The 13580-nt window shown below is 43.0% G+C and carries 10 protein-coding genes; 3 read left to right on the top strand and 7 right to left on the bottom strand.

Features of this window, described 5'->3' with window-relative positions; all coding sequences use genetic code 11:
- Positions 1-77 precede the first annotated feature (77 nt).
- Entirely contained in the window at positions 78-2822 is a 2745-nt protein-coding gene (locus NSB28_RS00505) for an ATP-binding cassette domain-containing protein (RefSeq protein WP_109624706.1), read from the bottom strand.
- Positions 2823-3013: 191 nt separating this feature from the next.
- Between NSB28_RS00505 and NSB28_RS00500 the strand changes: the two genes are divergently transcribed.
- Positions 3014-3703, top strand: a complete 690-nt coding sequence (locus NSB28_RS00500) for a response regulator transcription factor (protein WP_109624707.1) — start codon at positions 3014-3016, stop codon at positions 3701-3703.
- Entirely contained in the window at positions 3684-4727 is a 1044-nt protein-coding gene (locus NSB28_RS00495; RefSeq protein ID WP_109624708.1) for a HAMP domain-containing sensor histidine kinase, read from the top strand. Before NSB28_RS00500 ends, NSB28_RS00495 begins: the two co-directional genes overlap by 20 nt.
- Before the next feature lie 3 nt (positions 4728-4730).
- Here NSB28_RS00495 and NSB28_RS00490 read toward each other — a convergent pair whose 3' ends face one another.
- Entirely contained in the window at positions 4731-5291 is a 561-nt protein-coding gene (locus NSB28_RS00490) for a MarR family winged helix-turn-helix transcriptional regulator (protein WP_109624709.1), read from the bottom strand.
- Positions 5292-5475: 184 nt separating this feature from the next.
- Here NSB28_RS00490 and NSB28_RS00485 point away from each other — a divergent pair, with 184 nt between their 5' ends.
- Entirely contained in the window at positions 5476-6315 is an 840-nt protein-coding gene (locus tag NSB28_RS00485; protein WP_109624710.1) for a MerR family transcriptional regulator, read from the top strand.
- 1 nt (position 6316) lies between these two features.
- On the opposite strand, the gene NSB28_RS00480 is transcribed toward NSB28_RS00485, so the two are convergent.
- From NSB28_RS00480 to NSB28_RS00460, 5 genes are all read right to left on the bottom strand, one after another.
- Positions 6317-6847 (bottom strand): hypothetical protein, encoded by a 531-nt coding sequence (locus tag NSB28_RS00480; protein WP_109624711.1) that lies wholly within the window; start codon positions 6845-6847, stop codon positions 6317-6319.
- Positions 6848-6898: 51 nt separating this feature from the next.
- A complete protein-coding gene (locus NSB28_RS00475) occupies positions 6899-7957 on the bottom strand; it encodes a sensor histidine kinase (RefSeq protein WP_109624712.1) in 1059 nt (352 codons plus the stop codon).
- On the bottom strand, positions 7954-8625 hold the full coding sequence (locus NSB28_RS00470; RefSeq protein WP_109624713.1) for a response regulator transcription factor: 672 nt from the start codon (positions 8623-8625) through the stop codon (positions 7954-7956). Before NSB28_RS00470 ends, NSB28_RS00475 begins: the two co-directional genes overlap by 4 nt.
- A gap of 179 nt (positions 8626-8804) precedes the next feature.
- Positions 8805-12185 carry a response regulator gene (locus tag NSB28_RS00465; RefSeq protein ID WP_257497356.1) on the bottom strand — a complete coding sequence of 1127 codons (3381 nt, stop codon included), beginning with the start codon at positions 12183-12185 and terminating at the stop codon, positions 8805-8807.
- Positions 12182-13474: an ABC transporter substrate-binding protein gene (locus NSB28_RS00460; protein ID WP_109624715.1), complete on the bottom strand. Its 1293-nt coding sequence runs from the start codon at positions 13472-13474 to the stop codon at positions 12182-12184. The genes NSB28_RS00465 and NSB28_RS00460 overlap by 4 nt, the downstream gene beginning before the upstream one ends.
- Positions 13475-13580: the final 106 nt, after the last annotated feature.

Below are 13580 nucleotides of genomic sequence, written 5' to 3'. Positions count from 1 at the left end.
GGTAACTACTAAATACTGATATCATTCTATCAGGTTTCTTAGTCTGATGCAATCACAGAGATTATTATTCATTACTATTATTCTGTTCTGAGGGCGGTAACAGGATCTTTTTTTGCTGCCTTTTTTGCAGGTATAAAGCCGCCTACAAGAGTGAGCAGCATGCTTAACAGGATCAGTATAACTGCGTTCATGACAGGCAGTGAAGCATTCACTGCAGTTGTTCCGGCAACAGCATGTATGATTTCATTACCGGGTATTAAAAGAAGAAGTGTGATACCTATTCCAAGCAGTCCGGAACACAGCCCGATAATAAAAGTCTCAGCATTAAATACCTGGGATATATTATGCCTGGAAGCGCCGATGGCCCTGAGTATACCTATTTCTTTTGTGCGTTCCAGCACTGAAATATAAGTGATGATCCCAATCATAATAGACGATACTATGAGCGATACGGCAACAAAAGCAATCAATACATATGATATTACATTTATGATCGTCGTCACGGACGACATCAGCATTCCCACATAATCTGTATAGCTGATCTGATCCTCTTCCTTTGCAGTCTGATTGTATTTATCTATACAATCTGATATCGCATTTTTATCTTCAAAACTATCTGCATAAATATTAATGGCTGATGGGGCATCAAGGCTTACTACACCAAAAGCGCTCATATTATCATCATAACTTCCCGTAGAGATGTAGCTGTCATAAATAGACAGCAGGACGTCCTCATCCGGGTTCTCTAGGTAAGAGTCCAGCGCCGCTGCAAGCTGTTCTTCCCCCATATCCATCATCTGAGACGAGGCTGACTGAGTTCCAGACGGGACGCTTTCTAAAATGTCTTTAAAAAGCCGTGCCTTGTCTGATACGCCCAGAGCAGAGAGATATGTCTTTGTATTTTCAATTTTCTCATTATTATCAGCCGGTTCAAAAGCCAGTCCGTTCAGGACATTTATACTTTCATCTGCTTTCTGTGCCTGGACGATGGCACTTTGCTCTGTGTGGCTGATCAAATAGTCAGTCAGACCCTTTGTAAATCCAATTGGTGCATTTAAAGGCATTGTTTCCGTATCTTCTTTCGGACGCACCACACCAGTAACTTTTAATTTAACAGCATTTTCCAGAAGATTTTCCATTTTAGATTTATCATCGGCAATGCTGCGGAAGGTTCCATTCTCATTTTCCTCATAATAATCGCAGGAGGGAACCATATAGAATACTTTGCTGCAGATATCCTCATAGCTTAAACTCTGCGTACCTGCCTCTACAGGTTCTCCGTCCTCTATTTTTGTCATCATTTCCTTATACTCCGCAGATGGCAGTAATCCTAATTCATACAGCGTTGTTGATGATATTTCATTATTCTCATCTAAAACCAGGATAACCTCGTTATATTCTTCCGGCCAGGAACCGTATAAAACATCATAATTCTCAGTTACTGCGGTGCTGATGCCTTTTCCGTCACTGCCGGGCATGATCTCTTTGAAATTACCTGCAGACCCGGACATCATGCTGCCCATATTTCCCATACTTCCCATGTTTCCCATACTGCTCATCATTCTGCTGGAATTTGTGTCATTTTTATCTGTCAGTGTACTTCCATCTGTGTTGACAAGCACTTCATCCGGGTCATAGGCATAGACGTCAAACTTTGTATCATAAGAATATACGACACCATTCTCACCTACATACTGGTGTATTTCACTGTCCGGGTTGTCTATATATTTTTTGAAATCTGTAAGATTATTTTCTGTAAAGCTTGTTGTTATGCTGGATACCGCCTCAATAGCACTTCCATTTGAGTATACTGCATCCAGGCTGTGTCCTGTATCCTCCGAACCCGATAGTCTCCTTCCTGTTTCCATCATACTGCTCATATCAATTGTCTGTGCCTCAATAGATATGGGATATGATGTCATTGTACTTTTCTGGATATCTGAAATATACGTGTTTACTCCATTAGAAAGAGCCATTATCAAGGCAATGCCTATAATTCCGATAGAGCCTGCAAAAGCGGTCAGAAAAGTTCTTCCCTTTTTTGTTTTAAGGTTATTAAAGCTTAATGAAAGTGATGTTAAAAAAGACATGGAGGATTTTCCCATATTCTTATGTTTTGGTTTCTCAAGACTTGTATGATCCACCTCACAGGGATCAGAATCATCTTTTATCCTTCCGTCTCTTAATTTTACAATACGTGTCGCATATTTTTCGGCCAGCTCCGGATTATGGGTGACCATTACCACAAGCCTGTCATTTGCCACCTCTTTCAGCAATTCCATTACCTGGACACTTGTTTCCGTATCAAGTGCTCCTGTAGGTTCATCTGCCAGCAAAATATCAGGATCATTCACAAGAGCTCTTGCGATTGCCACTCTCTGCATCTGTCCTCCTGACATCTGGTTTGGCTTTTTATGGAACTGTCCGTCAAGGCCTACCTTTACAAGCGCTTCTTTGGCACGTTTCCGCCTCTCTGACTTGGAAATGCCGGATATTGTCAGCGACAATTCTACATTAGCCAGGACTGACTGGTGGGGGATCAGGTTATAGCTCTGAAATACAAAACCTATAGTATGATTCCTATAGGAATCCCAGTCACGGTCCTTATATTTTTTTGTTGAGATCCCATTGATGATCAGATCACCGCTGTCGTATCGGTCAAGTCCGCCTATAATATTTAGTAATGTTGTCTTTCCAGAACCGCTTGGCCCAAGAACAGCGACGAACTCATTGTCTCTTAAGTTCAGGGAAACATCATCAAGAGCAGTCTGAACTAAATCCCCTGTGATATATTCCTTCTTGATTTTTTGTATTTGAAGCATATGATGACTCCTTTCATTTGCATGCCTGTATGCTGTGTCTTACAGGACAATACTATTTTTGATTATGCTGCTTTTATTGTCTTATGCATCTTACTATACTTTGAAAAACTGAAAATAAACTCATACAATTTATTTTCAGTTTTTCTTTTGTGATATAATGATAAGTATTGGATGACAGGAGGTTTTAATACATGTTTCAGATATTAGTTGTAGAAGATGATAAAAATACATCAAAACTTATGAAGGCTGTACTTTCTCATGCCGGATATGAGGTTTTTCTTGCTTCTGACGGTCTTGCTGCATTAGATATTACAGACCATCAGCATATTGATCTGATTGTCCTTGATATTATGATGCCCAAAATGGATGGGTATAAATTTACTGAGACTGTCAGAGCCTGCGGTGATACAACACCTATCTTAATGGTTACAGCAAAACAGCTGCCGGAAGAAAAATGCAGGGGGTTTCTGGCAGGTACGGATGATTATATGGTAAAGCCCGTAAATGAGGAGGAGATGCTGCTGCGTATAAAGGCTCTGCTGAGAAGGGCCAAAATAGCAAACGAACACAAACTGTATGTTGGAAAAATAGTCCTGGATTATGATTCACTGACAGTTACCCGTGGGAATGCCAGCCAGACGCTTCCCCGTAAAGAATTTCTGCTTCTCTTTAAGCTTCTCTCCTATCCCGACAAGATATTTACCAGGTTACAGCTGATGGATGAAATCTGGGGATTGGAATCGGATACGGTAGATACAACAGTAAATGTCCATATAAACAGGCTTCGCAAAAGATTTGAAGAGTGGCCGGAATTTAAAATACAGGCTATCCGTGGTATCGGATATAAGGCGGTGATACAAAATGAAAACCAGATTAACTAAATATTTGAATAAGATACGTCTCTCTCTTCTGTTCGCTGCCACATTCTTTTTGATCATGCTGCTGGCCATGCTGCTTGTTTTACTTGGAATGATCTTATTGAACAGGCTGGGAGTGCCCCACGGCAAACCAGACGGACTTCCCCTTTTGCTGTTTGCACTTGTCAGCTTATTGGTGGGAACACTGCTGGCGGCTGTTTTCAGCCACCGGCCCTTAGCACCTATCAGAAAGATCATAGAGGCCTCAGACCAGATTGCCAGAGGCAATTACAATACCAGGATCCATCTTGTGGGACCTGATGAGTTTAAACATCTGAGCAGCAGCTTTAACCACATGGCTGAAGAGCTTGAAAGTGTTGAGATGCTCAGAAGCGATTTTGTTAATAATTTTTCCCATGAGTTTAAGACCCCCATTGTTTCTATCAGGGGATTTGCCAAAATGTTAAAACGTGATGACCTTACACAAGATGAAAAAAATGAATATCTTGATATCATTATAACAGAGTCTGAACGTTTAACAGAGCTTGCAACAAATGTACTTAATCTGTCAAAAATAGAAAAACAATCTATTTTGACGGACAAAACACATTACAATGTGAGTGAGCAGATAAGACGGGTTATTGCACTATTAGATAAAAAATGGTCGGACAAGCATATGGAGATCATATTTGACTGCGAAGAAATAATGCTTAATGCAAATGAAGAGTTAATGAACCAGGTCTGGATAAACCTGCTGGATAATGCAGTTAAATTCTCACCGGATTACGGTATGGTAGAGATAAAAATCTTCCATGATGACACTGACATTGTTTTTACTATAGCAGACCAGGGCGGAGGAATTCCGCCCGAGACAGCCAGACACATTTTTGATAAATTCTTTCAGGGGGACGTTTCTCATTCGGCTGCCGGAAATGGGATAGGACTTACAATAGCCAGGCATATTATTGAACTCCATCATGGAAGTATTTCATTAGATACAAACAATCAGATTGGGGCAAAGTTTATTATTAGAATTCCGGAAGTTTGATTTTTAATGGCAGACTATAAAGGCCTGCCTGTGTCTTTTCATGAGCTCTTCGATGAGTTCGTCAAACTGCTCATCGCCAAGATGCTCCCGGGCACGTTTCTGCCAGTCTGCCCGGTTATCTATTCTCCGGGAAGCTGCCAGCCTGGTCTCCTGAAAAGCAATGATACGGTCCAGATACTCTCCAAAATCCTGCAGTTCTTTTTCTGAAAGACAGCTGAAAATATCGCAGCTGTCTTTTTCAGCCGGACGAAACTCCCGGCCTTTTTCCGTGATATTTACTAATATTGTTTCCTTATTCCCCTCCTGCTGCGTGCACTGTACATATCCTGATTTCTCCATTCCATTTAATATTTCAATCAATATTTTCTGATGGATGTCTAACAGATATGATAAATCGCCAGTACTGATTTCAGGCTTGATTTTCAGCATCGCCAGTACACGTCCCTGTTCCCGGCCTGTATCACAAATTTGGCCATATTCTGTACAGCCATATATTTCTTGTTTGCAAAGCAGTCCCTGAACATGGGCAAGTTTTTCATATAATCCTTCATATATATTATTCATGATAAAACTCCTTACTCAACTATCTGATTTTAGCATACCAGTCATCTGTTTGTTCTTTGCTAAAATTGTGTTTCAGAATTATTAATGATTATACAGATTTTACCCATTGACTCTTCCCCTGGGGTAAGGTATAAGATGGTATAAGAATATGCCAGATGTATAGAGATCTAAAGGGAGGATTTACATGTTATCTATCGGAGAGTTTTCAAATATATGCCAGGTTTCTGCAAAAACACTTCGCTATTATGCTGAAATAGGATTGATTCTGCCTGAGGAGATCAATCCCGAAAATGGCTACAGGTATTATTCGATCAGACAATTAGAAACTATGTTATTTATCAACCGTCTGAAATCCTACAGCTTTTCTTTAGAGGAGATTAAAGCTATTCTGCATTCAAAGGAACCCCAGGAAGAAAAGCTCTGCCTGGAGCTCATCAGAAAGAAACATCTGATTGAAAGAGAAAAACTGGAACTAGTAAAAACTTTAGCACAGCTGGATGCTGATATAACAAATTTAGAACAGGGAAAGTCTATGATGTCGTATATGGATAATATTGATGTACAGCTTACAGAAGTTCCACCCATGTATCTTCTGTCTGTCCGCAAGATGGTCCATGAAAATGATTTTGAGGAAGAATACAGGAATTGCTTCGGAGAAATATTTAAGAAAATCATAGACAGGAAATTAACTGCGGCGGCTCCCCCAATGGTGCTTTTTCACAGTGAAGACTACACCCCCCTTGGGATGGATACGGAATTTGCAATTCCAGTAAAGGAGTACGCCACAGGTACAAGAGACTTTAAGCCGGGACTGTGCCTGAAAACAGTCTTAAACGGCCCTTATTCCGGTTTGCCGTCTGTATATGCCAGACAGATGGAATGGGCGGAAAAAGAAGGCTACAAAGGCCATGATGCACTTTTTGAAGTCTATATAACAGACCCCTCTCAAGTCACAAATGAAAGCGGGCTTATCACAGAAGTCTGCTATCCTGTTAGAAAGATAAAACCACTGAGGAAACATTGATTCACAGAAGCGAATGTCCCTTTTTACAGATTTCGTAGATCTCATCATATTTTTCTTCTATGAGCGGAGTTACCTTTTTTGTCCTGGATGCAGTAAGTTTGCGGTAGATAAAATATGGAAGGATCCAGCCAAGAAACCCCGGTACAGCAAGTATAATGCACAAAACTACAGCGGGAGGTGAGGCAGTTACTGCGAAGACAGATCCGGCCATAAACGCAGTACCTGTAAGCCCTGATGCAAGGGAACAGATAACCGCCATTGTTGTCCTTGATTTTTCCAGAGCTGCCAGTTCAGCCGCGCAGGCTTCAAAATGACGCTGCAGCCTGGTCAGTTCAGTTTTGTTGATTATCTTCCTGTCTCTTTTCAACTGGACTGTACATTGTCTGCCAGTATTTCTGACAGGAACATTGGCATCAGGAGTCCAGCCAAAATGTTCGTAACAGTCAAGGAAAAAAGATACCTGTTCTTCGTTTACAGTCACTTCCTTATATTCATATCCTGTAAAATCTTTTTTTGACAATCCTCTGTCCATATTTTATTCTCCTATATTCAAGCCTTTGATTTACACGGGCAATAAGCCAATTCAGACTCTCTTAAGGGCCGCAGGTACAGTAACAAGAAAGACTGTACCTGATCCTTTCCGGCTTTCTACAGAAACCGTTCCGTCTGACAGCTCCAGGACACGTTTCACCAATGCAAGCCCAAGGCCGTTTCCTTCCGTAGAATGCGATGTGTCACCCTGATAAAATTTATCAAAGATATGTTTTAAAGTTTCCTCATCCATGCCGCAGCCTGTATCTGACACGGTTACCTTTATCTGCCCCCCTTCACTCACCTGGCGGAGCAGGACTCTGCCTCCCCTGGGCGTGAATTTCAGGGCATTTGATAAAAGATTATTCCATACAAGCTCTAGAAGGCCGGGATCTGCCTCCACATATGCCCTGTCGTCAAGATCAGCATCAAATTCAATCTCCTTTTGTTCCCACATATCCTCATACTGCAGCGCACATTCACAGAGCTGTCTGCACACATCATAAATTTCCGGTACAGGCCTGATCGTCTGTTTTTCAAGTTTGTTCAGCTTCAGCATATTAGTGATCAGGCTGGACAGCCGTCTGGACGAAGACAGGATTGTCTCTGCGTACTCCATCCGCTGTTCTTCACTGATCTCTCTGCGCTGCAGAAGCTCGGCATTACTCTGAATGACTGCGAGAGGTGTTTTTATCTCATGAGAAACATTTGAAAAGAAATCTGTTTTTAATGTCTCAATACTTCCTAACTCTTCTACCATTTTATTAAAATCTTCAATCATCAGATCCAGATAATCTGCCTTATCTGACGTGTGGATGGGGGCAACATAGACGGAAAAATCTCCTTCCGCTACAAGGCGGCTCGCCCTGGCAAGCTGTTTCATAGGTTCGTCATATGTTTTCTGCATACGCCAGCGGGTAATGACTGTAATTCCCACGGCTATGAGGGACCAGTATAATATGGGGATTACCGCCTGAACCCACTCATTCCATTGTAATTTGTTCATAAGTACAATGATTCCTGTATGAATCCCTGACATTAAAAGCAGCACAACCAGATACATAGCAAATATAGACGTGGGGAACCTTGACTCCATGGAACCTTTTTTCATTTCAGCACCGCCTTATATCCAAGTCCCCTTACTGTTTTAATTTCAAAACCATCGCAGGAGGAAAATTTGTCACGAAGTTTTGTTATATAGACATCAACTGCCCTTAAGCTGGTGCTGCTGTCCAGCCCCCAAAATTCATCCATAAGCTGTGAACGTGAGAATGTCTTTTTAGGATAAGAGAGAAGTTTGTACAGGATATTGAACTCCCTTGTAGTCACAGTGATCTCCTCACCATCTATTGCTGCCGTCATACCGTCCGCATCCATTTCCAGATTTCCCACTGTCAGCCGGCGCTCCATCTCAATATTTGCCCGGCGCAGAAGCGCGCGGACGCGCATTTCCAGCTCCGCCAGTTCAATCGGCTTAACCATATAGTCATCAATTCCCAGCTTATATCCCCGCTGTTTGGAGGTTAAGTCATCTTTTGCTGACATAAAAAGAATGGGGATCTGTTTATTGATCTGCCGTACTGTCTCTGCAAATTCAAACCCGTCAGCCACGGGCATCATGATATCTGAGATAATAAGTTCATAGATATTATTGTACATTTCTTCATATGCATCATTGGCGCTCAGGACACCCTTTGCCTCGAACCCACAGTCATTTAAATAAGTGCACACCGCCTGGTTTAACCTGCTGTCATCGTCTACAACAAGAATATGAATCATAATATTTCCTCCGTCCCTGTTTCAATATCACTTTATGTATATTTCCCAGCATAGCCGTAATGGCAGCTGTATCTCTGTATTATCTTATTTTACAGCATCATAGCTCAATTAAGTTTGTACATTGTTTGAGAATTGTTTCAGAATTGTTAATCCACCTCAAAAGCGGCAGCAGTCCTATTTCACTGCCGCCGCCTCTGTGTTTCTTTCCATTTGTCTGACAAGAGATACTCTTCCAGTAACTCTTCCAGCGCTTTTACATCTATGGGTTTTGCAAAATGCGCATTCATCCCTGCACGGAGCGCATCCCGCACATCCTCCTCAAATGCGTTCGCTGTCATGGCAATGATAGGAATTTCTTTCATATCCGGCCGTTCCAGGAGACGGACAGCCTTAGCTGTCTCATACCCGTCCATTCCCGGCATCTGTATATCCATAAAAATCAAGTCGTAATGATTTTCCTCACTGGCAGCGATCTTTTCCAGCGCTTCTGCCCCATCACAGGCCTCTTCCACCTGAATTCCCAGCTCCCTTATCAGTGTACCGGCTATTTCCCGGTTGATTGCATTATCCTCAACCAGAAGAATGCATTTGCCTGAAAAATCTTTTGTAAGGCCATATATATCACCGTCATCAGGTAATTTATCTCCGCTCAGCTCATTGAGAAGATAACATATCTTGGCCCTGTAAAATGGCTTAGCCAAAAATGCTGTCACTCCGGCGCTGCGCGCCTCGCTTTCTATCTCAGCCCAGTCATAGGCTGTCAGAATGATGACAGGTATCTCTTCACCTATCCTGGCCCTGATCCTGCGGGCTATCTCCACGCCGTCCATATCCGGCATCTTCCAGTCAATGATAACAAGCCTGAACGGGTCCTGTGTATGAGATTCTTCTAAAACTAACTTCACTGCAGTTTTTCCGTCAGTGACAAACTGAGCACGCAGTCCCATATCCTCCAGAAGTTCAACGGCATCCTCACATGTCACCCTGTCGTCGTCCACAATGATGCTGCGCACGCCTACCCATTCTTCCGGAACCTCCTCCTGTTCTGCATCCTGTTTTTTCATGGAGAATGTCACCAGGAAGACGGAACCTTCACCGGGCACACTCTCTACCTGGATATCTCCATCCATCATATCAATGAGGTTCTTCGTGATCGCCATGCCAAGCCCTGTCCCCACGATCTTACTGCTTGTAGTATCCTGGGCACGTTCAAACGGCAGAAAAAGCTTCTCCAGAAATTCCGCATCCATGCCCATGCCTGTATCCTCACAGCGGAAGAGATAATTATGATAACCCTTGCGCGGACTGCTCTCCTGGTGCATCTCCACACTGACCCTGCCCCCGGCTGGTGTGTATTTTACAGCATTGCTCAGGATATTGATGCACACCTGGCTGATGCGCAGAGGATCTCCTATTACTTTTTCATTACGCAGTACTGAAAGGTGAACATCTAAGGCCAGATGCTTTGCATCTGCCTGAGACCGCACAAGTTCCACTGCCTCTGAGACTATTTCCGCCAGATTAAATGGCTCTTCCCTCAGGGATAATTTTCCGCTCTCTATCTTGGACATATCCAGGACATCATTGATCAGCCCCAGCAGATGTTTGCTTGACAGATTGATTTTTTTCAGGCATTCTGCCACCCTCTCCCTGTCATCCATGTGCGCAGCAGCGATAGCCGTCATCCCAACAATCGCGTTCATAGGTGTGCGTATATCATGGCTTATACTGGAGAGAAACTGGCTCTTAGCCGCATTGGCTGCTCTGGCGTTTTCCAGGGCGATCTGCAGCGCCATCCGCTGCTGGTCTTCCTCATATCTCTGCTCATCGATCCTTCTGGAAATCAGGATTGCAAGCTGGTCGTCAGAATAAGGATTCTCTACATAAATGACCTGTGTTGAGGTCCAGTGATAATTGCCGTCTATCAGCAGCTGTTTTGCTTCCAGAAAGATCTCTTTTTTCTCTTTTCCCAGTTCTGACCGGAGTTTCCCGGGTGCAAAACGGTTCTGGAACTCGTCATGGTAATCAGGATGTACAGAAGGCAGAAATTCTTTGTACAATTCACTGTATGAGCTTTGTCCCCCCATATTTACCATAAGTCCCGGCTTAACATATATGAATTTAAGAGTATCACACGTCAGATTTACACTGATGATTACCGGATAAACATTTGCCACAGCGCCCACAAGCAGCATGCGTTCCTGCAGATTTTCTTTTTTTGCAGCCTCTTCAGCCAGCTTTTCTTTTGTAATATCATGGAATGTGGCAATAAGGATGGCATCGCCATTTTCGTCCAGCGTCTTCTCCACAATACCAGATGCCCAGAAAAATCCGCCTTCCTGATTCAGAATACGGTTTTCAAATATATTTTTTTTATTCTCATCTGCTGTATTCTGAAAGACTTTCTCCAGATCTTCATAATCGTCAGGATGTATCACCTCATTCAGATACTTTCCTAAAGGCGCACTGTTAGGGGCATCTGCCGGATAATCCAGCATTCTCAGTCCTTCGTTGTTCAGCTGGATAAACCTGTGGGGCGTATCCACTGTTATCAGTGCGATTCCTTCCGGTACAGCATTATAGAGGTGCCCAATATAAGAAGCCTGATTGCGCAGCCTTCTGTTCATTTTATTTACATGGTAAAAATAAAAGAGAACCAGGATAAGGATGCCTGCAATTATACTCAGTATCAATATAAAGGTGCGTATCAGGATCTGATTTGTCTGTGCATCTACTACTTTTTTGGGGATGATCGAGATCAGATACCAGTCTGACTGCAGCCCCAGCGGAGTATAACAAAACACAGTACCTTCCCCCTGATAGGAAAATACAGCCCAGCCCGTCTTCATATCTTCCAGTGACCGGGCAAACTTTTCAAGCTGTCCCTGTTCATTTTCTGTGACAGAAAGCATATCAAATAAATTCTGAACAGTTTTGTTGCTGTTGGGATGGGGCGGACGTATGAGAACATCCCCTGCCGTATTAACTACATAGGAAAAACCGGCATCATTATAAAAAGAAAGAGTAAAGCTGTCCACGATACTGTCTACTTCATACTCTTTTACAAGATACCCTTCCATATTGTCCTGCATCACAGCCTTCACAGACACATTAAATGTGTTCATCCCTGTCACACTGCTTATATGAGGAGATATGATACCATTCATGTCATCAGCTGTTTCCAGCCATGCGCTGACTTCTTCATCCGGCTGTACGCCGTCCGGGAGTAAGGTTCCGTCACGGAGATAGAGAGCAACATTTTTATCAATCTGGGTGTAATCATGAAGCACTTCATCAAGCCTGTCCATCTCTTCTTTGGAAAACCTGGTCAGGGACTGAGACAATATTCCCAGTGATTCGAAATCATTATTAAGCTGTACTCTCAGCGTACTGCATCCCTGCTGAGTGCTTTCCATTATAGTGCTGATTGACTGCTGCCACAGCTGCTTCTTAACCTCACTGATAAAAAGAAAAGTAAGCAGACAAAGCACAGTGCCTATGAGGACAGCTGCAATTCCTATCTTATATTTTCCCCTTCTGGAATCTTCTTGCCTTATCACAGTTTTCCCCTTTCTGCCGCCGCTTCCCGGTCCATCCATTCCATGGCATTTTCCAGCGCCTCACCTGCCAGCAGCTGCTTAGACACATCAGCTGTTAAGTTCCATATGGGGAGGTTTAGCTGCCCGTCTGTTCCTATAACGGTCCTGTTCTCTTCGTAGCAGGAAATCAGGGGCTGTATGGCTTTAACGGTTGAAGGGCTGCCTCCCTTCAGCGGGCTGAAGGAAGACTGCTGGTCTGCAAATTTCCGGATATTTTCTTCCTTAGTAAAAAATTCTACAAATTTGACTGCAGCATCCATATTTTCGCTTTGTGCATTTATACTCAATCTCACATCAGGATTTATTACAAGCATATTTCCATCGTCCAGGATGGGAAGAGGTGCTATGGCAAATTCAAATCCAGGGTCCATCCCTTCTACCCTTCCGGCGGCCCAGGCGCCTGTAAGCATAAAGGGTGATTCCCCCTTTGCAAACTCAGTCAGATCATCCTCTGTCTTCTTTGTGTCCAGGGCCTTCTCTGCATCAATAAATCCCTTCTGTATGAATTCCTCAGCAATGGAAAACCCGGATGTGAGGTATTGGCTCAGTTTCTCAGTTCCGCTGTTCAGATTTCCAAAGACCTCACTCTGGCGGTCATCCTGATAAACAGAGTAGAACCCCTGTCCGATAGCCAGCGTTTTAAGCGAGATGTCATTATTAGCTATAACCGGAGTGATTCCCTTCTCCTTAAAAACACTGCATGTCTTTTTCCAATCCTCCAGATTTTCCGGTATTTCCTGTTTATATTCTTTTAAAAGATCCAGATTACAATACAGGCCAAAAGCAGTCACAACAGTGGGTACCCAGTGGATATGCTCTCCTTCTGCCATCTGGCTTAACATAAGATCAGTATATTCTGGTATAGAAGCAAGTCCTGACAGATCGGCAACCTGATTCTTCTCTTCCAGTTCAAGAAGTATATCATGATTAACCATAAATACATCGTCACCTTTTCCGGCTTCCATTCTTTTTTCCAGGGCATCATAATAGGCTGAGCCCTTCAGGCTCTCATAGGATACACGGATATCAGGATTTTCATCCATGAACTCTGAAATGATGCTCTCTATAACTACTACATTTTCTGGCTCGTATTTATTTCCGAAAAAAGTGAGTGTTGTAACGGTGGTCTGCTGTTCTTCATAATTCTCTACAATATTCCGTTCACTGCATCCACCCAGAATCAGGGTGCCTGCGAGGACTAACCCGCACAGCACCCTGAACCTGCCTCTTATACCGCAGCTGTTTGTCATCTGATACTTCCCCTTTATGTTTGTGCACGTTACAACGATTATAACATATTAGTGCATCAAACACAACACACGCTGCGGTGCAGAGATTCTGCTTATAATGTTTCTA

The sequence above is a fragment of the Murimonas intestini genome, assembly GCF_024622195.1.
Classification (GTDB): domain Bacteria; phylum Bacillota; class Clostridia; order Lachnospirales; family Lachnospiraceae; genus Murimonas; species Murimonas intestini.
This window is presented reverse-complemented; position numbering and strand designations above follow the sequence as displayed.